Genomic DNA, 22,470 nt, shown 5'->3' on the forward strand with positions numbered 1-22,470 from the left:
AAAAAAATCGTGAACGACACACAATCACTGTGGGAGCGAGCCTGCTCACGATCCGATTGCCCGGCAATCGGTCACCGATTACTTCGGAATCAGAGCTCCGGGTACTTGAATAACCTGGCTCGCTAGCAGATGGCCGGCCTGCGCCGCTTCCGCCGGGCTACCCCCAAGCAAACGACTCGCCAGATACGCCGCACTGAACGAATCCCCCGCCGCCGTGGTGTCCACCACCTTCTCGACCTTCTGCGCCGGGATTTCGAAAGCCTCCCCGTCGCAACGGATCAGACAGGCTTCGGCGCCGCGTTTGAGCACCACTTCCGGCGTGCCGATCTGCGCGTATGCTTCAAACACCGCGTCACAGTCCTCGAAATGGAACAGCGCCTGCTCGTCGTCCACCGTCAGCAACGCCAGATCGACATGGGGCAACACGCTGCGATACGCCGCCCGCGCCTCCTCCACTGAAGCCCACAGGCGTGGGCGGTAGTTGTTGTCAAACACGATTCGCGCATCACGCTGACGGGCTTCGATCAAGGTTTGAATCAGTTTTTCACGGCCCTGTGTGCCGAGTACCGCCAACGTGATACCGCTGAAATACAACACGTCATAATCCGGCAGCGCCGCCAGAATCGGTGCGGCCGCCGGCGTGGTGAAGCAGTCGCGCACGGCGGCTTCGTTGCGCCAGTAAAGGAAGCGACGCTCCCCGGCGGCATCGGTCTGGATGCAATACAGGCCAGGCAGACGACCGGGCAAGCGCTGAACCAGATCCAGACCAATGCCTTCGTCGGCCCAACTGCGGCACATCGCGTCACTGAAGCTGTCGTCACCCAGCGCCGTGACGTAATCGACGTTCGCCTTGTCGCCCATGGCGCGGGACAGATAGACCGCCGTGTTCAGCGTGTCACCGCCAAAGCTCTGTTGCAGACTGCCATCGGCACGTTGCTGGAGTTCGATCATGCATTCGCCGATCAGGGCGATGCGCGGGGTGTTCGGACCCAATGCACTGAGCATGTTCATCAGAAGCAGGTTTCCATGGTTTCGATCACCGACAACTGCTCGTCCACCAGCAGCCCTACGCGCCACTTGTCGAAGGTCAGGCACGGGTGGGAAGTGCCAAAGGAAATGATGTCGCCGACGCGCAATTCCACGCCCGGCGCCACGGTCATGAACGCGTGCTGGTCCATCACCGCCGTCACCTTGCAGGCACCGACATCGTCGCCCACCGCCGGCAGCACACCGGCCTTGTAACGCAGCAACGGCACCGGCATCCCGGCATCGAACGCCACGTCACGCTTGCCCAGGGCAATCACGGCAAAGCCAGGCTCCGGCATCGACTGCACGTGGGCCCAGACTTCCAGCGCCGGACGCAGCCCTTCGTGCAGGTCACTGCGACGATCGAGCACGCAGCACTGCGCCTCTTTATAAATGCCATGGTCGTGCGCCACGTAACTGCCGGGACGCAACACGCTGAGGAAACGCCCGCCAGCGTTCTGCGCTTCGAACGATTCGGCAATCAGGTCGTACCAGGCCGAACCCGACGCGGTGATGATCGGCTTGGCGATGGCGAACGCGCCGCTGTCCTGCAACTGCACCGCCAGACGCACCAGCGAGGCGGCGAATTCACGGATGCCGGTGACGGCGTGATCGCCATGGATCACGCCTTCGTAACCTTCGATGCCGGTCAAGGCCAGTGCCGGCTGCGCGCCGATGGCCTTGGCCAGTTCGATGACTTCCTGCTCGCTGCGGCAACCGCAACGGCCACCGACCACCCCGTACTCGATCATCACGTTCAACCGCACGCCACGCGACGCGAAGTAAGCGCCCAGATCGGCGACGTTGTCCGGGTGATCGACCATGCAATAGAAATCGAAGCCCGAATCCGCCGCCAGCAGGTCGGCAATCAACGCCATGTTCGGCGTGCCGACCAATTGGTTGGCCATCAACACCCGGCGCACGCCGTGGGCGTAAGCGGCGCGGGTCTGGGTGGCGCTGGCCAGGGTGATGCCCCACGCGCCGGCGTCGAGCTGACGACGAAACAGCGCCGGGGTCATGCTGGTCTTGCCATGGGGCGCGAGTTCGGCGCCGCTGTCGCTGACGAATTTCTGCATCCAGCGGATGTTGTGTTCCAGCGCTTCACGGTGCAGCACCAGCGCCGGCAGGCTGATGTCACGCACCAGTTGCGCGCCGACGGCGGCATCGCCCTTTTCCACGGCAGCAGTGTTGTTGGCAGTCGTCATGGTCGAACTCCTCACAGTCGCGCCCGCAGGCAGGCGCGGTTATTCGTTGATTCGCCGGGCGAGGCTGTTGGCGCTCTCGATCAAGACCCGGCGATAGTCGTTGTAATGGGTCTTGGCATCGGCGCGCGGGGCGACGATGCACAGGGTGCAGATGGCCACGCCTTGAGGGTCTTTGACCGGGGCGGCGAAGCAATGGGTGAAGGTGTCGGCGACACTGTCGAAGGAGAAGAAACCGTCGATGCCAGCCTGACGGATTTCCGCCAGAAACGTCTCCATCGGCAGGCGTTCGCCATCCGGCAGGATGAAGTCCTCGGGGTCGATCAAATCGCTGATCTGCTGGTCACTCAAGTGCGCCAGCAGCAGGCGTCCCGAGGCGGTCCACGGGATCGGCGCGTTTTCGCCGATATCGGAAGAAATGCGGAAATGCCGCTCGCCCTCCTTCATCAGGGCCACCGTGTATTTGCGCCCGTTAAGCAGGCACATCTGCGCGGTTTCCCGGGTCTGGCTGACGATCTCCTGCAACGCGTGATCGGCCTCGCGACTGAGGTCGAAGTGTCGCAAATGCGCCTGCCCGAGGAAGTACAGCTGACGACCGAGATAGACGTGACCATCCTTGCCCACCGGCTCCAGGATCCGCCGCTCGAGCAATGACGCCACCAGTTCGTAGACCGTGGATTTCGGACTGCCGATGCCGTTGGCGATGTCGTTCGGGCGCAGTGGCTGGCCGATTTCCTTGAGAAAATCGAGGATATCGAACGCCCGGTCCAGACCGCGTGCCCGGCGCTTGATGGTGTCTTCGGTCATTTCAGTGGTTCCCATAAAAGATGCCGGGGATGGTAACTGGCCCTTGGCGTTGTGTCAGTTGGATCGCAGCCCTCACCCCCCGCCCTCCCGAAACGTCGGACCGCCCGGAGGGAGAGGGAGCCTGACCGTATCGATGCAAATGCCATCGTCTGGCACAACAATCTGCATCGATAGAGATCAGTCCCCTCTCCTGGGGGAGAGGGCTAGGGTGAGGGGGCTACGGCCTCAGCGACGCCACATCACTCAAGCCTTCTTCTTGTACGCAATGCAGTCGATCTCGACCTTGCAGTCGACCATCATGCTTGCCTGCACACAGGCCCGGGCCGGTGCGTGTTCGGGCTTGAAGTACTCGCCGAAGACCTTGTTGAAACTGGTGAAATCCCGCGGATCGTCCAGCCACACGCCAGCGCGTACCACGTCTTCCAGGCCATAACCGGCCTCTTCGAGAATCGCGATCAGGTTCTTCATGGTCTGGTGCGTCTGCTCGACGATGCCGCCCACAATGATCTCGCCATCCACCGCCGGCACCTGCCCGGAAACATGCAGCCAGCCATCGGCTTCAACGGCGCGGGCGAATGGGCGCGGCTGGCCGCCAGCGGCGGTGCTGCCGGTGCCGTAACGAGTAATGCTCATGGGTGTTTCTCCTGATTGAAAAAGTGAAAAGTCAGAACCGCGTGCTTTTGAGAAATTCCGCCAGCCGCGGCGATTGAGGACGCTCGAACAGTTCCTTGGGAGGCCCCTGCTCTTCGATGCGCCCCTGATTCATGAAAACGATCTTGTCCGATACCTCGAAGGCAAAACGCATTTCGTGGGTCACCAGCAACATGGTCATGCCGTCCTCGGCCAGGCCTTTGATCACGTTCAGCACTTCGCCGACCAGTTCCGGATCTAGGGCCGAGGTGACTTCGTCGAACAGCATCAGGCTCGGGTTCATCGCAATCGCCCGGGCAATCGCCACGCGCTGCTGCTGACCGCCGGACAACTGGCCGGGAAAGTGATTGCGCCGTTCCAGCAGACCGACCCGCTCCAGCCATTTTTCGGCCAGGGCCACGGCTTCGTCCTTGTGCATCTTTTTTACTTTCAGCAGGCCGAGCGTGACGTTCTGCAACGCGGTCAGATGCGGGAACAGGTTGAATTGCTGGAACGCCATGCCGGTCATCGCCCGATGACGGGCAATGACTTTTTCCGGGTGGCGCACGCGTTTGCCGTTGAGTTCGTCATAGCCGATGGATTCGCCGTCGAGCAGGATCTGCCCGCCCTGAAATTCCTCGAGCATGTTCACGCACCGCAGCAGCGTGGTCTTGCCCGAGCCACTGGAGCCGATCAGCGTCACCACGTTGCCGCGCTGCATGCTCAGGTCGACACCCTTGAGCACTTCGACCGCGCCGTATTGCTTGTGCAGGCCACGGATGTCCAGCAGCGGCTGAGCGTTCTGGAGGTTGGAAACTTGAGCTTGAGTCATGGCAGGGCCACCCGCTTTTCAATGTGCCGGCCGAGTAATTCGATGCCGTAGTTGATGACGAAGAACAGAAAACCGGCGAACAGATAAAACTCCAGGGTCATGAACGTCCGGGCAATGATCTGCTGGGTGCTGAGCAACAGCTCGGCCACGCCGATCACCGACAGCAAAGTCGAAGCCTTGACGATTTCCGTGGACGAGTTGACCCAGGTCGGCAGGATCTGCCGCAGCGCCTGCGGCAACAGCACATAACCGAGGGATTGATAGAACGTCAGGCCGATGGCCTTGCCGGCTTCCATCTGCCCGCGTGGCAATGCCTGCAACGCACCGCGCACGATCTCGGCGACGTGGGAGCCGCAAAACAGCGTCAGCCCGAGTGCACCGGCCTGAAACGCGCTGATCTGCCAACCGAGCGCCGGTGCCATGTAAAAGCACGCCAGCACCAGCACGAACACCGGCGTGCCGCGAATCAGATCGACATAAAAGCGGAACGGCGCGCGCATCCAGAACTTGCCGTAAGTCAGAACCAGCCCGGCAAACACACCGATGACCGTGCCGAACAAAATCGCCAGCGCCGACACCTGCACGCTGGTCAGAAAGCCTTGCCACAAGGCTTCACGGGCAATCCACAACTCATGCAACCAACTGGGGGATTCGTACATCGCAGCCTCCTATCGGCGGATTGCCAGACGCTGCTCGAGGTAACGCAGCAGCATGGCAATGAGGTAACAGGCCGCGACATACAACGCCGTGGTCACCAGCCAGGTTTCGATCACCCGGTAGCTTTCGACGTTGATCTTGCGCGCGTAATAGGTCAGCTCCGGCACCGCGATCGCGGCGGCCAGCGAGGTGTCCTTGAACAGCGAAATGAAGTTGTTCGAAAGCGCCGGCAGCACGTTGCGCAACATCACCGGCACGGTGACGTAGGCCTTCACCTGCCACTCGCCCAGACCAATCGCCAGCCCCGCTTCGCGCTGGCCCTTGGGGATGCTCAACAAACCGCCGCGGAACACTTCGGTCAAGTACGCCCCGGCATACAGCGACAGGGTGATGATGAACGACGGGATCTTGTCCAGCCGGATCCCCAGGCTTGGCAACGCAAAGTAGATCAACAGAATCAACACCAGAATCGGCGTGTTACGGATCACCGTCACATACACCGATGCCAGCACCCGCAAGGCGCGATGCTTCGACAGCAAGGCAAACGCCATCAGCAGGCCGATCACGCAGCCGATGGCGATCGACACCAGCGCCAGTTCGAGGCCCAGACCGAGCCCCGCCAGCAAGGTGTCGAAATCGCGCCACACGGCGGCAAAGTTCAACTGATAGTTCATGGTCGGCAGTACCTTGAGCGGGGCGCATCAGGGCGCCCCACTCTCACGGGATCATTTGAATTCGACAGGGAAACCGATGGCAGGCGATGGCAAATCGACGCCGAACCATTGCTTGAACGAGGCGGCATAAGTCGGGAACTCGACGCCGGTCATGGCTTCATGCAGCGCGGTGTTGACGAAGTTCAGCCAGTCCTGATCGCCACGTTTGACGGCGCAGGCGTAGGTCTGCGGGCTCCAGGCGTACGTCGGGCTGCGGTAGCGGCCAGGGTTCTGCACCATCAGGTATTTGACCGAAGACTGGTCGGTGGCGGCGGCATCGGCGCGGCCGGAGTTCACCGCCTGATACATCAGATCGACGCTGTCGTACTGATCGACCTTGGCCTTGGGCAGCGCCTGATGCACCAGCTCCTCGGCGTACACGTTCTGCAGCACGGCCACGGTCACGCCGTCGCCCCCGGCCTGCAGGTCTTCGATTTCCTTGTACTTGCTGTTGTTCGGCAGCAGCAGGCCAACGCCTTCGCGGTAATACGGGAGGGTGAACGCCACTTGCTGCGCACGGCTGGCGGTGACGGTGATGAACTGGCAGCTCATGTCGACTTTGTCGGTCAGCAGGTTGGGAATCCGCGCATCGGACGACTGCACCACGAACTCGACCTTGCTCGGGTCATTGAACAGACCTTTGGCCACCATCCGGGCGATGTCGATATCAAAACCCTGCAACTTGCCGTCCGCACCCTGGAAGTGCCACGGCGCATTGGTGCTGCCGGTGCCCACAATCAGTTTTCCACGGGCCAGGACGCTGTCGAGCTTGCTGTCGGCCGCCTGGGCCATACCCATGACAGCGGACGAAGCCGCGAGAACAAAAACACATGCTTTGAACAAGGAAGGTCGGCGATGCATGGCAAGCACTCCAGAGGATTGTTTATTCCGCTATACCGGAACACGGTTTGTTACTACGGAATAGACAGCAGAAAGTGTGCCACAGGATTCGTGGGGAATCTGCACCCGTTTGAAAATTCACAGGAATCAAAGAGATACGTAAAACGGAAAAATAGAGAAACAGCGAGAGAGCGGAGCGTGCGCTACCGTTGGCTACAACAATGCGGGTAACAGGTTCCCAGTCGGTGCACGGGTGATCGATTCAGGGGCAGCGTTTATCTCCGAGAACCAAGCTCAAAGGTCGTCTATCGAAACTTTTATGGTCGGATCATTTTCCCGCTCCTTGCAGAGAGCTATCAGCTCGAGATCCTCAAGGCGATTCATAAGTGCCTCATCGATTCGTACTACGGAAACTGCTTTCAAACCTGCATCGCTGCCCATCAGGAGCTCCTTTGATAAATGTCTGAAAAACGATACCAGCTGCCTGGCCTCCGCGGATCTGAGTCTTCTGAGGGAATGCTCTTGCATCAAAGTAGGACGAAATCATCCTTTGCAGGACCTACCTGTAATTTCTGACAGTAGACCGCCGTTTTGCCCTGCTTTAACTTCAAAGGCCTTCCAGACTCATTGATCAGGAGGCTCCAATGACGACACCGACTCGATATTCAGCGTTGCCCCCGACGTACCGGAAAGTCTTGAAAGCCAGGCGTCTTGTCGTCCTGTATTTCTTCAATGAGCATTGCGCTGCCTGCGTGTTTTCCAGCCCCGTTTTTCTCGAGATCGCCAAGCCTTTCCGGCCCTGGATGGATATCTTCATGCTCGATACCGCAAAGTCGATTCGACATCCGGATGTCACGGGCACACCGACCGTGTTGTTCTACAAGGAAGGCGTTCTGGTCAAAAAACTGAAAGGCATCGGTACAGAGGAATCACTGCGTCACAACTTCACCCAACACCTCGGCAAAACCAGGCACTGCGCTGCAACACGCAAACCGAGCCATGACCTGAACTGGCTGCGTCACACCCTCCGCACCCTCTGCACCGTCCACCGCGCAAAACGGTTGAACCTTTCCTGAAAGTGCCATCCAAGCGCCATCAGGCAGTTGCACCTTCGCTGCTATTGATCTGTAAGAACTAGCCTCGAGACTGGATTGGACAAGCTCCCATCCGGCTGCTTTTCTTTATTTCTCAGAAAGAGAAGAGTGCTGCCGGCCCCTCGGGTCGCAGCCATGCTACGTCCAGGAAGGGTCAATGTCCTTTGAAGTCATGATGGTTTTCGGCACTCGCCCGGAGGCCATCAAAATGGCTCCGCTGGCCCGGATACTGCGTCAGTGGCCCGACATCACACTCAACATCTGCTCCACCGGTCAGCATCGCGAGATGCTGACTCAGGTACTGGAGGCCTTCGAACTGACATCAGTGAGGCCATCAGGCCTCACGCACCAGCAACACCCGTGTCACGCGACGTTCTTCGACTGCCATTACGGTCATGCCCCAGCCTTCATGTTCCAGTCGATCGCCCTTCATCGGCAGGCGATCCAGCAGGCTCATCACCAGCCCGGCGAGGGTCTGGTAATCCTCGGTCGGCTCAGCGCGAAAACCGGTGTGCTCGCGGATGCGGGTCAGGTTCAGCGCACCGTTGACGATAAACCCGCCCTGCTCCTCGACTACATCGGGGCCGGCGATTTCACTGGCATCGGGCAGTTCACCGGCAATCGATTCGAGAATGTCGGTCATGGTCAACACACCCACAAAGTCACCGAACTCGTTCACCACAAAGGCAATGTGGGTCGAGGCTGCACGCATTTGTTCCAGTGCGTTGAGGATCGAATAGCTGTCCAGCAGGTTCACGGTCTTGCGCGCCAGGTGTTCAAGGTTCGGCTCGTTGCCGGCCAGATATTCCTTGAGCAATTCCTTCTTGTGCACGAAGCCCAGCGGCTCATCCACTGCGCCGTTACGAATCAGCGGCAAGCGCGAGTAGGACGAATGCATCAGTCGCGTGCGAATAGCCTCGGCGTCGTCCGCCAGATCAATGTGATCGACATCGGCGCGCACTGTCATCAAGGCGCGAATCGGTCGCTCGGCCAATTGCAGCACACCGCTGATCATCACCCGCTCGCGACGGTCGAACAGCTCCGCGCTCGGCGCTTCACCGTTGTCCAGCAAGTCGGAAATCTCCTCGCCGACTTCTTCCGCCGCCAGTTTGCGACCACCCAACAGACGCATCACCGCATGGGCCGTGCGCTCGCGCATCGGGCGCAAGCCCTGCATCGAGCGCTTGCGACGAGCGCGGGCGATTTGGTTGAAGATCTCGATCAGGATCGAGAAACCAATGGCCGCGTACAGATAACCTTTCGGGATGTGGAAACCCAGGCCTTCAGCGGTCAGGGCAAAACCGATCATCATCAGGAAGCCCAGACACAGCATGATCACCGTCGGGTGGGCGTTGACGAAGCGGGTCAGCGGCTTGCTGGCAACGATCATCACACCAATGGACACGACCACCGCGATCATCATCACCGCCAGTTCATCGACCATGCCCACGGCAGTAATCACCGCGTCCAGGGAGAACACCGCGTCGAGCACGACGATCTGAGCCACGATCGGCCAGAACAGCGCATAAGCGGTGTTGGTCGAACGCTCGCCGATATGGCCTTCCAGCCGCTCGTGCAATTCCATGGTCGCCTTGAACAACAGGAACACACCACCGAACAGCATGATCAGGTCACGGCCGGAGAAGCTCTTGCCAAACACTTCGAACAACGGTGCCGTGAGGGTGACCAACCAGGAAATACTCGCCAACAGGCCCAGGCGCATGATCAGCGCCAGGCTCAAGCCGATGATGCGTGCGCGGTCGCGCTGATGCGGCGGCAGTTTGTCCGCCAGGATGGCGATGAACACCAGGTTGTCGATGCCCAATACCAGTTCCAGCACGATCAGTGTCAACAAGCCCAGCCATGCCGTGGGATCCGCTAACCATTCCATAATCTGTCTCTGTCTCTCTTCAGTGAATTCAGGCTGCCGGACACGGCAAAGCGCGGCGCGAAAGCTCGAAGGCTGCGCCATCAACGATAGTCGGGAGTCGGAAGACCGGATGCTGCGAGTGCGTCAAGACCGCGCAATGGCGCGAAGGGAACGTTGTTTTTTTAGAAGAACTGGGAGGCTCCGAGAGGGTGTTCATGCAAATCCTGAATGAAAAAAGGCCTTGAAGCGTACAGGCTCTGATGACTTTTCCTACAGATGGAAATCATTTCAAAATCTGTACGCCGCCTGACTATCGCCGCTCTTGTCAGCATCGGCAGCCAACGGATATGTAAGGGCTAACGCCCGGAAAACCGCAGGCGAGACAACTGGCGCAGATCGTCCTCGACGTAGTAGTCGTTGGTCCAGCTGTCATCCGCCGCCAACGGCTGCACCTGCTTCAACGCCAGTTTTTTCGCGAAGTAGCGAAAACGGTAATGCTCGTAGAACCGCAGCAGTTCCAGGCCATAGCGATCCGCCAGATCGGTGTCGCCGCGAATGATCAGATAGTTCTCATCATTGCCGTTGCTGGCGGAGGTGCTGAGGTTATGGCTGCCGCTGATGAGGGTCGGGCTGTCGCTGGTGAAGTCGGTGACCACCGCTTTGGTGTGCACCAGCAGATTGCCTTTCTGGCCTTTCATGTTCTCCCGAAGCCAGCCTTCCAGCCCGGTGTTGAGCAACGCGGTGGCAGCGAATTCGGCGGTTCGGTCGGCGTGAAACCCGGTGATGCGGCTGACAGTGTTTTGCAGGCCGTAACGCAGGATGTCGTCATGGGGCTGGCCGAGCAATGCGTTGAGAATCGCGTCCGGCAAGGCGAATGCGGTGACGAACAGCAGGTCTTTCTTCGCCCCCTCGATGATATCGACAAACTCCCGCAAGTCGGCGCCGCCGGTGCGCGGGGAGAACCCGGCGAACAGGGGTTGCGCCGGGTTCATCGGGTTGTGTTGGGTAATCCAGTCGCGGGTGGCGCCGACGTCCGCCGGCTCAGCCCAGATCTGCTCGAAGGTTTTCAGGTAACTCGTACTGATCGCCTCATCGTCCAGCACATGCACCACGTTGGCCTGGCGGTACACGCCGTTGGCGGTAAAGTTGGTGCTGCCGCACAGCACCGCTTGCGGCTGACGCTCGCCGCCTCCGTCGAGGCGGCTGAGCACGATGAACTTGTTATGGAAAATATTGTGGGTGACCCGCCCGCGCTTGCTGGTCGCCGGCAGTTTCGCAAGGCTTGCTTCGTTGATCGTGGTGTCTTCGTCGTCGGGCCGGGCGTGATACAGCACGCGCACCTGAACACCTCGATCAAACGCCGCGTTTACCGTGTCGACGATGGCTTGCAACTGGTATTCGTAGATCGCGATGTCCAGCGCCCACTGAGCGTCCACCGCTCGTTCGATAAAGCCTTGCAGGCGCCCGAGCAGACCGTTCTCCAGCCACTGACGCGCCGCATCGGGCCAGGCTTCGATGGGCAGGTTTTTGTTGGCACTGATCTGTGCGTCGAGATCGGGGAATTTGCGCTGAAACGCCTGGCTCGCTGCCACGGCACGATTGAAGATCACGCCCTGATTGGCGGGATGACCGTCGTCGGAGCGGATCGTCAGCTCCAGCGCCTCACCGAGTTGCAGCGCATCCGGCGTGCCATACGCCAGGTGCACGCGATAGTGAATCGTCATCCCCGGATTGACCGCGTAATCGGCCCAGCGAAATTTCTGCAACGGCGCCTTGTCGCTCGGCGTGGCGTGAAACTGCGCGAACGTATGGGCCTTGCCGGGAAAGGTCAGGCTGTTAAACAGGAACAACCACGGTTTGTCGCCCTGCTGTTTCTCGATGGCAAACCCCAGCAGGCCTTTGCGCCGGGGTTCGGCGAGGTCCATGGCGAGCAGCACGCCGTTGGTGCCGGCGTAGGCCTTGACGCGAAAATCATCCTGCGAATTGGCGACCAGCACGCGCATGACTCACTCCTTGTGAATTGGCCTGAATGCAGCATAGCCCTCAGACCGACAATAACTCGTCGATATGCCGGTAATCCGCGTCCAGTGCGGTCGCCAATTGCCTTGCGCGCTTCAGGCGGATCGGCCCGCGCTCGATGTCGATCAACAGGCCCGGACACGCGAGCGCTGGCAGTTGCGGCCAGTCTTTCAAACGGCCATCGGTGATCACCAGCAACCGTTGCTGTTCAGCGGGGAAACGCTTGCGCCGCACCGTCAGCCAATGCTCGGCTTCCGTCAACGCCGCCAACAATGGCGTGCCGCCTCCCGCACCCAATCCATCGAGCCACGCACGCAACCCGCTGGAAGCCTTCAGCCCTTGCACCTGCCATTTCGGCGCGGCGCCGCTTGCGGTCAGCAACGCAAGGCGCGCGCGCTGCCGATAAGCGTCGTCGAACAGTTGCGCGAGCACGCCCTTGGCATCGCTCAAGGCTTGATGGCGACGGGTCGAGGCCGAGGCATCGACGATCACCAGCCACAGTTCATGGGGCGTGCGGGTGCGCAGTTGAAACAGCAGATCCGCCCGGGTTTTCGGGCGGCCATTGAGCAAGGTACCGGGCCAGTTCACCGAGCCATTGCGAGCCGCGTGACGCTTGCCCTGGCGGCCGTTATCGAGGCGTCCGGCGCGGGGTCTGGCATTCGCCCCCGCGTCGGATCGGGGGCGAATGCCTAAAGCTTTTTTGGCCAGGCCGGGACTTCGCGGCGTGCGCCGGTAGCCAGTGCCGGCGCCGGCGCCGGCGCCGGCATTTCACCCCACTGCCCCTGCCCTTCGCTTGGATCAGTCTGGGAGCCGGACGGTGATTGCGCCGGTGGCTGCGCACTGGATGAGGACTGTTCGCGACGACGATGACGCAATGCGAACTCAGCCACCGCATCAATATCCTGCTCGGCGATGGCGTCCGCACCGCGCCACGCCGCATGCGCCCGCGCGGCACGCAGCCAGACCAGATCGGCGCGCAAACCGTCGACGCCCGCCGCGAAGCAGCGCTCGGTGATCTGGGCCAGCGCCGCGTCATCCAGCGGGATGCCCGGTAAAACCTTGCGGGCGTTATCGCAGCGCTGACGCAGAGCTTGCTGTTCAGCCTGCCACTGCGCACAGAACGCCTGCGGATCGCTGTCGAAATCCAGTCGACGACGAATGATCTGACCGCGCTCGGCCGGCGCCGTGTGACCGCTCAGGGCGACGTTCAAACCAAAGCGATCCAGCAATTGCGGACGCAATTCACCCTCTTCCGGGTTCATCGTGCCGATCAAAACGAACTTCGCCGAATGCCGATGGGAAATCCCGTCACGCTCGATCAGGTTGGTGCCGCTGGCGGCCACATCAAGCAGCAAGTCCACCAGATGATCCGGCAGCAGATTCACTTCATCGACGTACAACACGCCGCCGTCAGCCTTCGCCAGAACGCCGGGAGAAAACTGCGCACGACCGTCGCTCAACACCGCGTCCAGATCCAGCGTGCCGACCAGTCGCTCTTCGGTGGCGCCCAACGGTAAGGTGACGAACTGACCGCTGGCCAGCAGATCCGCCAGACCCCGGGCCAGTGTCGACTTGGCCATGCCGCGCGGGCCTTCGATCAGCACGCCGCCGATCTTCGGATCGATGGCCGTCAGGTACAGCGCCAGTTTCAGGTCATCGGCGCCGACCACGGCGGAGAGCGGGAAATGCGGGGTGTCGGTCATGTTCAGTCTCAGCTCTCTTCTTCTATGTCCAGCAGCAGGCTTTCCAGCGCCTCTTTGTAGACGCCCGGTGCCTGCCACATCCCGCGCTGCTGCGCTTCGAGCATGCGTTCGGTCATGTCGCGCAGTGCGTGGGGATTATGCTCGCGCACGAACTCGCGGGTCGCCGGGTCCAGCAGATACGCATCGGCCAGCAAGGCGTACTGATGGTCGTCGATCAGTTGCGTGGTGGCATCGAAGGCAAACAGGTTGTCGACCGTCGCCGCCAGTTCGAACGCGCCTTTATAGCCGTGGCGCTTGACCCCGTCGATCCATTTCGGGTTCGCCGCCCGGGAGCGGATGACCCGGTTCAGTTCCTCTTTCAAGGTGCGGATCTTTGGCAGGTCCGGCTGACTGTGATCGCCGTGATAACTGGCTGCCGCCTCACCGCGCAGGCTTTCCACGGCGGCGAGCATGCCGCCCTGGAACTGGTAATAGTCGTTGGAATCGAGCAGGTCATGCTCGCGATTGTCCTGGTTTTGCAGCACGGCCTGCACCTGGCTCAGGCGCTGGACGAATTGCTCGCGGGCGGCGGTGCCTTCGTCGGAGCCACCGTAAGCGTACGCGCCCCAGTTCAGGTAAACCTCGGCCAGATCCTCGCGGGTTTGCCACAGCCGACCATCGATGGCGCCCTGCACACCCGCCCCATAAGCACCGGGTTTGGCGCCGAAGATCCGCCAGCCGGCCTGACGCTGCGCGGCCTCGTCATCCAGCCCGGATTGGCGCAGCGTCTCGCGTTCGGCACGTACTTTGGCGGCCAGTGGGTTCAGATCGTCCGGCTCGTCCAGTTCCGCCACGGCTTGCACGGCAGCATCGAACAGACGAATAAGATTGGCGAACGCATCGCGGAAAAATCCTGAGACCCGCAGCGTGACATCGACCCGAGGTCGGTCGAGCAGGCTCAGCGGCAGAATCTCGAAATCATCGACCCGCTGACTACCGGTGGCCCATACCGGGCGCACGCCCATCAGCGCCATGGCCTGGGCAATGTCATCGCCGCCGGTGCGCATGGTCGCGGTGCCCCACACAGAGAGGCCGAGTTGGCGCAGGTGATCGCCGTGATCCTGCAGGTGTCGCTCGAGAATCAGGGTCGCGGACTGGAAGCCGATTCGCCAGGCCGTGGTGGTCGGCAGGTTACGCACGTCCACGGAGTAGAAATTGCGCCCGGTGGGCAGCACATCGAGGCGGCCGCGACTGGGTGCGCCGCTCGGGCCGGCCGGGACGAAGCGGCCGCTCAGGGCATCAAGCAGGCCACGCATTTCGGCCGGGCCGCAGGCATCGAGGCGTGGGGCGATCACTTCGCGGAGGTTGTCGAGGATTGCACCGACTTCAACCCAGCGCGGCTCGCTCCCACAGGGAGATGGCAGTGACTGGGAGATCAGTTGGGTGGCGAACAGCTCCAGACGTTCGCGAGTATCCCCCGCCGTGCGCCAGGCTTCATCGCTCAGCGATTGCAGTTCCATTGGGCGCGGGCCGGTCCAGGAATCAGCCAGTGCACAATCCAGCGGATCGAACCCCAACTGAAACGCCTTGGCCAGCGCACGCAACAGACTCGATTGCGCCCCTTTGCCATCGCCACGCGGAATCCGCAGCAACGCCAGCAATGTGTCGATGCGCAGCCGTCCGGTCGGAGACTCTCCAAAGATGTGCAGACCATCGCGGATCTGCGACTCCTTCAGATCACACAGATAGGTATCCAGACGCGGCAGCCAGATCGCCGCATCGGCATCGCTGTCGAGGGCTTCGTCGAGTTGCAGCTCGCGATCGATCTGCGTGTCACGCACCAGTTGCAGAATGTCGCGCTGCAATTCACGGGCGCGGCGCGGATCGAGTAACTGAGCTTCGTAATACTCGTCAGCCAACAGTTCCAGATTACGCAACGGGCCATAGGTTTCGGCGCGAGTCAGCGGCGGCATCAGGTGGTCGATGATCACCGCCTGAGTGCGACGTTTGGCTTGGGCGCCCTCGCCCGGATCGTTGACGATAAACGGATAGATGTTCGGCAGCGGCCCGAGCAGTGCGTCCGGCCAGCAGTTCTCCGACAGGCCCACACCTTTGCCGGGCAGCCATTCGAGGTTGCCGTGCTTGCCGACGTGGATCACGCCGTGGGCGCCGTAGGTCTGGCGCAGCCAGAAATAGAACGCGAGGTAAGCGTGCGGCGGCACCAGATCCGGGTCGTGATACACCGCGCTCGGATCGACCTGATAACCCCGCGCCGGCTGAATGCCGACGAAAGTCAGGCCAAAACGCAGGCCGGCGATCATCATCCGCCCGTCCCGGCACATCGGATCATTTTGCGGCGAGCCCCAGCGCTCCAGCACCGCCGTGCGGTTGGCTTCGGGCAGCGCGTTGAACATCGACAGGTAATCATTCATCGCCAGGCTTTGCTGGCATGGGCGCTGATCGAGGGTGTCGAGATCATTGCTGACACCACCCAGCAGTTGCCGGATCAGTTCGGTGCCGCTGTCCGGCAGTTCGGCGGGCAGCGGATAACCTTGGGCCTGCAATGCCCGCAGGATATTCAGCGCAGCGGCCGGCGTGTCGAGGCCCACGCCGTTGCCGATGCGCCCATCCCGGGTCGGGTAATTGGCGAGGATCAGCGCGATGCGCTTTTCAGCGTTCGGCACCCGCGCCAGATCGACCCAGCGCCGCGCCAGTTCGGCGACGAAATCCATGCGCTCGGGTTGGGCCCGATAACACACCACGTCGGACTGACTGCGCTCGCTGCGCCAGGCCAGATCCTTGAAGCTGATCGGCCGACTGATAATCCGGCCGTCCAGTTCCGGCAAGGCGATGTGCATCGCCAGATCCCGCGGACCGAGGCCCTGCTCGCTGTCGCGCCAGCCGGGCTCGTTGTCCTGGGCACAGATCGCCTGAATCACCGGAATGTTGCGACGGAATGGCCGCAGATGCGGCGCTTCCGGGCTGGACTGAGCGAAACCGGTGGTGTTCAGAATCACCGAGGCTTCGACCTCATCCAGCCAGTCCTCGAGCATCGACAGGCAGCCGGGCTCTTTCAAACTGGCCACGGCAACCGGCAGCGGATTGAGTCCGGCCGCCTGCAACCGTTGGCAGAACACGTCGATAAATGCCGTGTTGGCCGCTTGCAAATGCGAGCGATAAAACAACACCGCCGACACCGGTTGACCGGGCAGCCAATCGGCTTGCCAGTCACTCAGTGCGGCGGTGTTTTTGTTCGGGTGATAAATCGCCGTGCGCGGCAGCGTTTGCGGCTCGCCCCACATGTAATCCCGCGCCAGCCAGCGACTGGCCAGGCAACGGAAAAAGTCCAGCGCATTGTCCATGCCGCCCTGACGCAGAAACTGCCAGAGCCGGTCGCGATCCTCGGCGCCCACGGTACTCAAGTCGCTGAGCTCCGGGTCGGGACGGTCATCGCCCGGCACCAGAATCACCTGCACGCCACGCTCGGACAATTCGACCAGCCGCTCGACGCCATAACGCCAATAGGCGATGCCGCCGTGCAGCGAGATCAGAATCACCTTGGCGTGGCGCAGCACCTCATCGACGTAAAGGTCGACCGACGCATGGTTCTGCACCTGCATCGGGTTGGCCAGGCGCACGCTCGGGTAATCCTCGGGCAGTTGCTGCGCGGCTTCGGCGAGCAGCGCGAGGCTGGAATCGCCGCTGCACAGGATCACCAGCTCGGCGGGGGTTTGTCCGAGGTCGGCAATGTTGTCGTCCGACACGAAACCGCCGGGCTGGGTCCTGAGCAGGTGCATGGCTTAAACGCTGAGCGCGGCGCGCAGTTGCGCTTCGAGTTGAGCGGCATCCAGTTCCTGACCGATCAACACCAGACGCGTCACGCGCGCCTCATCGGCGCCCCATTGACGGTCGAAGTGCTTGTCGAAACGCGTGCCCACGCCCTGGATCAGCAGGCGCATCGGCTTGTTCGGGATCGCCGCGAAGCCTTTGACCCGCAGGATGCCGTGTTGAACCACCAGTTGCGTCAATGCGTCGAGCAGCAGGCTTTCGTCGGCTTGCGGCAGCTCGATGGAAATCGAATCGAAGGCGTCGTGATCGTGGTCGTCGTGATCGTCATCGCCTTCACCGTGGTGGTGATCGTGATGGCTGTGGCGGCTGTCGATGTGTTCTTCGGAACCGGCACCGAGGCCAATCAGCACGTCCAGCGGCAGGCGGCCGTTGCTGGCTTCGATGATTTTTACGGCCGGCGGCAGTTCTTCGGCGACTTCCAGACGGACGCGCGCGAGGTCTTCAGGGCTGGTCTGGTCGGCCTTGTTGAGGATCACCAGGTCGGCGCTGGCCAGTTGGTCGGCGAACAGCTCGTGCAGCGGCGATTCGTGGTCCAGGTTCGGATCGAGTTTGCGCTGGGCGTCGACCTGATCCGGGAACGCGGCGAAGGTGCCAGCGGCCACGGCCGGGCTGTCGACCACGGTGATCACCGCGTCAACGGTGCAGGCGCTGCGGATTTCCGGCCATTGGAAGGCTTGTACCAGCGGTTTTGGCAGGGCCAGGCCCGAGGTTTCGATCAGGATGTGGTCAAGGTCGCCGCGACGCGCGACCAGTTCGCGCATCACCGGGAAGAATTCTTCCTGCACCGTGCAGCAGAGGCACCCGTTGGCCAGTTCGTAGACGCGGCCGGTGGCTTCTTCTTCGGTGCAGCCGATGGTGCATTGTTTGAGGATTTCACCGTCGATACCCAGCTCGCCGAACTCGTTGACGATCACCGCGATGCGGCGGCCCTGGGCGTTGTCGAGCATGTGCCGCAGCAAGGTGGTTTTGCCCGAGCCGAGGAAGCCGGTGACGATGGTGACGGGGAGTTTGGCCAGTGTTTTCATCGGATGCCCTTTGGCAAGGTGGCGGGCATACGGGACGAGACCGGTAACGCGAGTGCGTGCCTGGAGAGTTCGCCACCGGATCACCCCGCCCGGTTGAAAGTGAGAATCTGTGACGAGGCAGGTCTCCTGGCTGACGGTGTTCGGGCCTTGGCCCGGTATTCGCTGCGCCTTCCCGCTGGCTCTGGATGGAGTTGGCAGTGGCGTGGCAGCGAACAGCACCGTTCACAGTTGCGGGGGCAGCCGCGGCTTGGACCGCGTTCCCTTCTTAGCTTCGACGTGGGCCGAAGAACCTCGAAAGCGCAAGGCTACGCATGGGTTCGTGATGGGTCAATGGGAGGTTGGTTTTGGGAGCATATCCGTTGCTGCGGTTATGGCCACCTAGGGTTCCGCCCTTACGGCGGGTCACTTTTTCCAAACGCCGAAAAAGTAACCAAAAAGGCTGAGCCCCGGCGTACGGCACTTCGCCTAGGCTCAGTGTTCCCTCGCTACGGTGTCCACCAGGGGGCATCGCCTACGGTTTGCTTCGCTGCACCTCCTCTCGATGTATGCGGCTTCGCCGCACGGCGCTGCGCGCCTACCCCCTGATGGACACCTTCGCTCGGCCTGCCGAAGGGACTAAAGATCAAAAGCTAGAGCCAGAGCCAGAGCTAGAGCAAAGGCCAGATCAAGAGCCCCCTCACCCTAGCCCTCTCCCGGAGGGAGAGGGAACTGATCGGGGTGTTTGGAAGAGATACGCCGACGTGCGATACCGCGTTGAACTCAGGCTTTGAAAAGCACAAAAATCGGCCCCCTCTCCCTCTGGGAGAGGGTTGGGGTGGGTAAAGACCGGGTACATCCTTTACGTTTGAGACCGGGGACATGGTTTACAGGTATCAATCATGGTCAGGAGGTGCTGACCATGCCCTGGAATCAAGAGTCCCCGATGGATCAACGAGTGAAATTAGTCAGTGACTGGCTCAGTGGCAGCTACACCAAGAGCCAATTGAGCCGGCGTTATGGGGTCAGCCGGCCAACCGTCGATAAATGGCTGGATCGGTATGCAGCGCTCGGTGTGGATGGCTTGAAAGAGCAATCCCGCAAGCCTTTGAACTGCCCTCATCAAACCCCGGATGAAATCATCGCCACATTGCTGGCCAGGAAAAACGAGCATCCCGATCGAGGCCCCAAACAGATCATTGATCGCCTGCGAAAGTCCGATCCACAGATCCCATGGCCGGCCGCGAGCACTGCTGGTGAGTGGTTGAAGAAGGCTGGCTTGGTCATTGCGCGGCGCCCTTATCCTTTGCGCCCGCGTGCTCCGACGCATTTACGCCCGGCCGATGAACCCAACCAGACCTGGTGTGCCGACTTCAAAGGGCAGTTCAGGATGCAGGACGGCAATTGGTGCTATCCGCTGACCATTACCGATCAGATGAGTCGCTATCTGCTGCTCTGCCGGGCGCTGCCCGGCACGCACAGCGAGCCGACGCGACAGGGATTCGAATGGGCTTTCCGGGAGTTTGGATTGCCGGACGTAATCCGCACAGATAACGGGGCGCCTTTCGCATCGACCGGTTTGTCGCGGCTGTCGAAGCTGTCCGTCTGGTTCATCAGGCATGGCATCCATATCGAGACAATCACACCAGGGCGTCCTGACCAGAACGGTCGACACGAACGGATGCACCGCACCCTCAAAGCAGCGGTACTGCGAACACCGGCGGAAAATCTCGTACGCCAACAGCTGGCCTTTGAAGAGTTCGTTCAGGACTTCAACCATGATCGACCACACACCGCACTGGGCATGAAACCGCCGGCTTCCGTCTACAGACCTTCGTTGCGCCCGTATCCGGGCTACTTGCCCGCGGTCGAATATGGCCCTGAGGTTGAGGTACGCAAGGTTCGCTCGAACGGCGAGTTCAAGTGGAAGGGGCAACGAATGTTTTTGGGCGAGGCGCTGATCGGCGAGGACATCGCGCTGAAGGAAGTGGCTGATGACGTGTGGGAGCTGTACCTTTGCAACTTCTGTTTAGGCAGGCTTGAGCGCGGTGCCAACCGCGTATCAAGCCTGTAAAAGGTGTAAACGATGTCCCCGGTCTAATGTGTAAAGGATGTACCGGTCTCTACAGTGAGGGCCCGCCCCACCACAAAACCAAAGCCAAACACCCCAAGCTCCCCACCACTCAAAACGATGAGCGTTAGCTCAAGTACCGCTTTTGATCGCAGGGCCCGTCGGCAGGCTGAGTGGAGGGATTGATCCGGGGGTGGGAGCGCAGCGACCGTGCGGCGCAGCCGCATGCATCGAGAGGAGGTGCAGCGAAGCAAACCGTAGGCGATGCCCCCGGATCGATCCCGGAGCGAAGGAACCCCGAGCCTCAGCGAGGGGCCGTACGTCAGGGTTAGAGACCTTTTGGTTACTTTTGGGGCGTTTGCCAAAAGTGACCCGCCGTAAGGGCGGAACCCTAAGCAGCCATAACCGCAGCAACGGATCTGCTCCCAATCCCAATCCCAATTGACTCAAATCCCCCCCTCATGGTCTCCTACACAACTTGTTACGGGTGCCCCTCACAGGGTGAAACGGGAAACCGGTGAATCATGTGCTTTACTCTAAAGCCATGTCAGTCCGGTGCTGCCCCCGCAACGGTAAACGAGCGAAGCGTCAGATCCACTGTGCCCACGGGCATGGGAAGGTGACGCTTGCAGGTCGGCTAGACGCCAACCCCTCGTGAGCCCGGAGACCGGCCCGCAACACACAGTGCGCGATATCGCCACTGAACCTGACAAACCCGCGGTGGGCGGGCGCTGTTCGAGCCTCTGCGTGCGCGGCCGCAGGGGTTTTCATGCGCTCTATTCACCCGCTGACACTCCAGAGGGAAGCGCCATGTCGATCATCAGCAGCACCGGCAGCAATTCGGACAAGATCTCCAGCACCACCACCCTGAGCCAACGCCTGACCGCCGCCGTCTGCGCGTCGATCCTCGGTGCGTGCCTGGTGTATTTCGCCGGTTTCTCGCACATCGAAGCGGTGCACAACGCTGCTCACGATACCCGCCACAGCGCTGCGTTTCCGTGCCACTGAGACCTGACGACATGATCAAGCGTATTGCGCAGACCGCAGGTTTCACCGGCCTTCTGGCTGCCCTGCTCCTGACCTTGCTGCAAAGCTTCTGGGTATCACCGCTGATTCTGCAGGCCGAAACCTTCGAGAAAGCCGAACCGGTTGCCGAAGTTCACGAACACGCTGCCGGCACCGCCGCCCACACCCACGATGCCGAAGCCTGGGAGCCGGAAGACGGCTGGCAGCGCGTGGTGTCCACCACCGGTAGCAATCTGGTGGTTGCCGTGGGTTTTGCCCTGATGCTCGCGGGCCTGTATACCCTGCGTGCGCCGACCAAAACCTCGCAAGGCCTGCTCTGGGGCCTGGCCGGTTATGCGACTTTCGTGCTTGCACCGACCCTAGGCCTGCCACCTGAGCTGCCGGGCACCGCCGCCGCGGATCTGGCCTCGCGTCAGATGTGGTGGATCGGCACCGCCGCTTCCACCGCTGTCGGTCTGGCCCTGATTGCGTTCAGCCGTCACTGGCTGATGAAGATCCTCGGCGTGGCGATCCTTGCCGTGCCGCACGTGATCGGCGCGCCGCAACCGGAAGTGCACTCGATGCTCGCCCCGGAAGCCCTCGAAGCTCAGTTCAAAATCGCTTCGCAGTTGACCAACGTCGCGTTCTGGCTGGCCCTGGGCCTGATCAGCGCGTGGTTGTTCCGCCGCAAAAGCGAAGGTCAGTACCAGGCATGACCGATGACAGCGCAGCGCCGACCTTCGTGGTCGGCCTGGGCTGCCAGCGCGGCTGCCCGGCCAGCACGCTGCGCGCCTTGCTTGATCAGGCATTACAGGCACATCGAATTGATCTGGAGAAGGTCAAGGCGCTGGCCAGCATCGACCTCAAGCGCGACGAACCTGGCCTGCAGGAACTCGCCGCCCAACTGGCGCTGCCGTTGCTGTATTTCAGCAGCGAAGAACTGGCCAGTTATCAGCAACGATTGAGTCACCATTCACAGATCGCCTTCGAACGCACCGGTTGCTACGGCGTAGCGGAAAGTGCAGCGCTGGCGCTCGCCGAACAGTTGATAAGCGGCCCGGCAAAACTGCTGATACCCCGGCAAAAATACGCCCAGGCAACTCTGGCATTGGCCGGCGCGGCGTAAATTCCCGATAATCCATGCTTTCGATCATGAGCATTCTTCATCTGAA

The 22,470-nt window shown here is 61.3% G+C and carries 20 protein-coding genes, 1 pseudogene and 2 riboswitches; of the genes and pseudogenes, 6 read left to right on the forward strand and 15 right to left on the reverse strand.

Going from position 1 to position 22,470, the window contains the following annotated elements; translation table 11 throughout:
* Window positions 1–78: 78 nt before the first annotated feature.
* The 9 genes from PDR5_RS15905 to PDR5_RS29885 form a co-directional block, all read right to left on the reverse strand.
* The gene (locus PDR5_RS15905; protein ID WP_064596997.1) at window positions 79–1,011 is read right to left on the reverse strand and encodes a sugar kinase; all 933 of its coding nucleotides are present in this window, start codon (window positions 1,009–1,011) and stop codon (window positions 79–81) included.
* Window positions 1,011–2,231 (reverse strand): amino acid deaminase, encoded by a 1,221-nt coding sequence (locus tag PDR5_RS15910; RefSeq protein ID WP_064596998.1) that lies wholly within the window; start codon window positions 2,229–2,231, stop codon window positions 1,011–1,013. The genes PDR5_RS15905 and PDR5_RS15910 overlap by 1 nt, the downstream gene beginning before the upstream one ends.
* A gap of 39 nt (window positions 2,232–2,270) precedes the next feature.
* Complete coding sequence (locus PDR5_RS15915; RefSeq protein ID WP_064597007.1) at window positions 2,271–3,035, reverse strand: IclR family transcriptional regulator; 765 nt, start codon at window positions 3,033–3,035, stop codon at window positions 2,271–2,273.
* A gap of 243 nt (window positions 3,036–3,278) precedes the next feature.
* Window positions 3,279–3,668, reverse strand: coding sequence for a RidA family protein (locus tag PDR5_RS15920; RefSeq protein WP_039768794.1), 390 nt, complete (start codon window positions 3,666–3,668; stop codon window positions 3,279–3,281).
* Window positions 3,669–3,699: 31 nt separating this feature from the next.
* Window positions 3,700–4,497, reverse strand: coding sequence for an amino acid ABC transporter ATP-binding protein (locus tag PDR5_RS15925; protein WP_039768796.1), 798 nt, complete (start codon window positions 4,495–4,497; stop codon window positions 3,700–3,702).
* Window positions 4,494–5,156, reverse strand: coding sequence for an amino acid ABC transporter permease (locus PDR5_RS15930; protein ID WP_007960241.1), 663 nt, complete (start codon window positions 5,154–5,156; stop codon window positions 4,494–4,496). The genes PDR5_RS15925 and PDR5_RS15930 overlap by 4 nt, the downstream gene beginning before the upstream one ends.
* Before the next feature lie 9 nt (window positions 5,157–5,165).
* Complete coding sequence (locus PDR5_RS15935) at window positions 5,166–5,828, reverse strand: amino acid ABC transporter permease (protein WP_059405928.1); 663 nt, start codon at window positions 5,826–5,828, stop codon at window positions 5,166–5,168.
* A 51-nt stretch (window positions 5,829–5,879) separates the two neighbouring features.
* On the reverse strand, window positions 5,880–6,728 hold the full coding sequence (locus PDR5_RS15940; protein WP_007960245.1) for a transporter substrate-binding domain-containing protein: 849 nt from the start codon (window positions 6,726–6,728) through the stop codon (window positions 5,880–5,882).
* Window positions 6,729–7,001: 273 nt separating this feature from the next.
* The gene (locus PDR5_RS29885; RefSeq protein ID WP_172829487.1) at window positions 7,002–7,148 is read right to left on the reverse strand and encodes a hypothetical protein; all 147 of its coding nucleotides are present in this window, start codon (window positions 7,146–7,148) and stop codon (window positions 7,002–7,004) included.
* A gap of 203 nt (window positions 7,149–7,351) precedes the next feature.
* On the opposite strand from PDR5_RS29885, the gene PDR5_RS15950 reads away from it, so the two are divergent.
* Complete coding sequence (locus PDR5_RS15950; protein WP_064597010.1) at window positions 7,352–7,783, forward strand: thioredoxin family protein; 432 nt, start codon at window positions 7,352–7,354, stop codon at window positions 7,781–7,783.
* A gap of 175 nt (window positions 7,784–7,958) precedes the next feature.
* A pseudogene (locus tag PDR5_RS30200) lies at window positions 7,959–8,123 on the forward strand (non-hydrolyzing UDP-N-acetylglucosamine 2-epimerase); the annotation flags it as partial.
* Window positions 8,124–8,135: 12 nt separating this feature from the next.
* On the opposite strand, the gene PDR5_RS15955 reads toward PDR5_RS30200, so the two are convergent.
* The 6 genes from PDR5_RS15955 to cobW all read right to left on the reverse strand — a co-directional run bounded on the left by PDR5_RS15955 (window position 8,136) and on the right by cobW (window position 18,246).
* On the reverse strand, window positions 8,136–9,692 hold the full coding sequence (locus PDR5_RS15955; protein WP_064597012.1) for a TerC family protein: 1,557 nt from the start codon (window positions 9,690–9,692) through the stop codon (window positions 8,136–8,138).
* Window positions 9,693–10,027: 335 nt separating this feature from the next.
* Window positions 10,028–11,674: a phospholipase D-like domain-containing protein gene (locus PDR5_RS15960; protein ID WP_064597014.1), complete on the reverse strand. Its 1,647-nt coding sequence runs from the start codon at window positions 11,672–11,674 to the stop codon at window positions 10,028–10,030.
* Window positions 11,675–11,714: 40 nt separating this feature from the next.
* Window positions 11,715–12,377: a vWA domain-containing protein gene (locus PDR5_RS15965; protein WP_237233865.1), complete on the reverse strand. Its 663-nt coding sequence runs from the start codon at window positions 12,375–12,377 to the stop codon at window positions 11,715–11,717.
* A 2-nt stretch (window positions 12,378–12,379) separates the two neighbouring features.
* Window positions 12,380–13,393 carry an ATP-binding protein gene (locus PDR5_RS15970; RefSeq protein WP_064597019.1) on the reverse strand — a complete coding sequence of 338 codons (1,014 nt, stop codon included), beginning with the start codon at window positions 13,391–13,393 and terminating at the stop codon, window positions 12,380–12,382.
* Between the two features lie 8 nt (window positions 13,394–13,401).
* Window positions 13,402–17,169, reverse strand: a complete 3,768-nt coding sequence (gene cobN / locus PDR5_RS15975; RefSeq protein ID WP_064597022.1) for a cobaltochelatase subunit CobN — start codon at window positions 17,167–17,169, stop codon at window positions 13,402–13,404.
* A gap of 3 nt (window positions 17,170–17,172) precedes the next feature.
* A complete protein-coding gene (cobW, locus tag PDR5_RS15980; protein ID WP_064597024.1) occupies window positions 17,173–18,246 on the reverse strand; it encodes a cobalamin biosynthesis protein CobW in 1,074 nt (357 codons plus the stop codon).
* Between the two features lie 99 nt (window positions 18,247–18,345).
* A riboswitch (cobalamin riboswitch) is annotated at window positions 18,346–18,555 on the reverse strand.
* A gap of 589 nt (window positions 18,556–19,144) precedes the next feature.
* On the opposite strand from cobW, the gene PDR5_RS15985 reads away from it, so the two are divergent.
* The 4 genes from PDR5_RS15985 to PDR5_RS16000 all read left to right on the forward strand — a co-directional run bounded on the left by PDR5_RS15985 (window position 19,145) and on the right by PDR5_RS16000 (window position 22,424).
* Complete coding sequence (locus PDR5_RS15985; protein WP_064592843.1) at window positions 19,145–20,296, forward strand: integrase core domain-containing protein; 1,152 nt, start codon at window positions 19,145–19,147, stop codon at window positions 20,294–20,296.
* A 465-nt stretch (window positions 20,297–20,761) separates the two neighbouring features.
* Window positions 20,762–20,983: riboswitch (cobalamin riboswitch) on the forward strand.
* A 120-nt stretch (window positions 20,984–21,103) separates the two neighbouring features.
* Window positions 21,104–21,301, forward strand: a complete 198-nt coding sequence (locus PDR5_RS15990) for a CbtB domain-containing protein (protein WP_007959524.1) — start codon at window positions 21,104–21,106, stop codon at window positions 21,299–21,301.
* Between the two features lie 11 nt (window positions 21,302–21,312).
* Window positions 21,313–22,014 carry a CbtA family protein gene (locus tag PDR5_RS15995; RefSeq protein ID WP_064597026.1) on the forward strand — a complete coding sequence of 234 codons (702 nt, stop codon included), beginning with the start codon at window positions 21,313–21,315 and terminating at the stop codon, window positions 22,012–22,014.
* Window positions 22,011–22,424 (forward strand): cobalamin biosynthesis protein, encoded by a 414-nt coding sequence (locus PDR5_RS16000; RefSeq protein WP_039768823.1) that lies wholly within the window; start codon window positions 22,011–22,013, stop codon window positions 22,422–22,424. The genes PDR5_RS15995 and PDR5_RS16000 overlap by 4 nt, the downstream gene beginning before the upstream one ends.
* The last annotated feature ends 46 nt before the right edge of the window (window positions 22,425–22,470 follow it).

The organism is Pseudomonas sp. DR 5-09 (genome assembly GCF_001655595.1).
Lineage (GTDB): Bacteria > Pseudomonadota > Gammaproteobacteria > Pseudomonadales > Pseudomonadaceae > Aquipseudomonas > Aquipseudomonas pharyngis.

What these genes read in the sequence shown, in the direction of transcription:
- PDR5_RS15905 (WP_064596997.1), bottom strand. Translation starts at nt 1,011, where the DNA reads ATGAACATGCTCAGTGCATTGGGTCCGAACACCCCGCGCATCGCCCTG.
- PDR5_RS15910 (WP_064596998.1), bottom strand. Translation starts at nt 2,231, where the DNA reads ATGACGACTGCCAACAACACTGCTGCCGTGGAAAAGGGCGATGCCGCC.
- PDR5_RS15915 (WP_064597007.1), bottom strand. Translation starts at nt 3,035, where the DNA reads ATGACCGAAGACACCATCAAGCGCCGGGCACGCGGTCTGGACCGGGCG.
- PDR5_RS15920 (WP_039768794.1), bottom strand. Translation starts at nt 3,668, where the DNA reads ATGAGCATTACTCGTTACGGCACCGGCAGCACCGCCGCTGGCGGCCAG.
- PDR5_RS15925 (WP_039768796.1), bottom strand. Translation starts at nt 4,497, where the DNA reads ATGACTCAAGCTCAAGTTTCCAACCTCCAGAACGCTCAGCCGCTGCTG.
- PDR5_RS15930 (WP_007960241.1), bottom strand. Translation starts at nt 5,156, where the DNA reads ATGTACGAATCCCCCAGTTGGTTGCATGAGTTGTGGATTGCCCGTGAA.
- PDR5_RS15935 (WP_059405928.1), bottom strand. Translation starts at nt 5,828, where the DNA reads ATGAACTATCAGTTGAACTTTGCCGCCGTGTGGCGCGATTTCGACACC.
- PDR5_RS15940 (WP_007960245.1), bottom strand. Translation starts at nt 6,728, where the DNA reads ATGCATCGCCGACCTTCCTTGTTCAAAGCATGTGTTTTTGTTCTCGCG.
- PDR5_RS29885 (WP_172829487.1), bottom strand. Translation starts at nt 7,148, where the DNA reads ATGGGCAGCGATGCAGGTTTGAAAGCAGTTTCCGTAGTACGAATCGAT.
- PDR5_RS15950 (WP_064597010.1), top strand. Translation starts at nt 7,352, where the DNA reads ATGACGACACCGACTCGATATTCAGCGTTGCCCCCGACGTACCGGAAA.
- PDR5_RS15955 (WP_064597012.1), bottom strand. Translation starts at nt 9,692, where the DNA reads ATGGAATGGTTAGCGGATCCCACGGCATGGCTGGGCTTGTTGACACTG.
- PDR5_RS15960 (WP_064597014.1), bottom strand. Translation starts at nt 11,674, where the DNA reads ATGCGCGTGCTGGTCGCCAATTCGCAGGATGATTTTCGCGTCAAGGCC.
- PDR5_RS15970 (WP_064597019.1), bottom strand. Translation starts at nt 13,393, where the DNA reads ATGACCGACACCCCGCATTTCCCGCTCTCCGCCGTGGTCGGCGCCGAT.
- cobN (WP_064597022.1), bottom strand. Translation starts at nt 17,169, where the DNA reads ATGCACCTGCTCAGGACCCAGCCCGGCGGTTTCGTGTCGGACGACAAC.
- cobW (WP_064597024.1), bottom strand. Translation starts at nt 18,246, where the DNA reads ATGAAAACACTGGCCAAACTCCCCGTCACCATCGTCACCGGCTTCCTC.
- PDR5_RS15985 (WP_064592843.1), top strand. Translation starts at nt 19,145, where the DNA reads ATGCCCTGGAATCAAGAGTCCCCGATGGATCAACGAGTGAAATTAGTC.
- PDR5_RS15990 (WP_007959524.1), top strand. Translation starts at nt 21,104, where the DNA reads ATGTCGATCATCAGCAGCACCGGCAGCAATTCGGACAAGATCTCCAGC.
- PDR5_RS15995 (WP_064597026.1), top strand. Translation starts at nt 21,313, where the DNA reads ATGATCAAGCGTATTGCGCAGACCGCAGGTTTCACCGGCCTTCTGGCT.
- PDR5_RS16000 (WP_039768823.1), top strand. Translation starts at nt 22,011, where the DNA reads ATGACCGATGACAGCGCAGCGCCGACCTTCGTGGTCGGCCTGGGCTGC.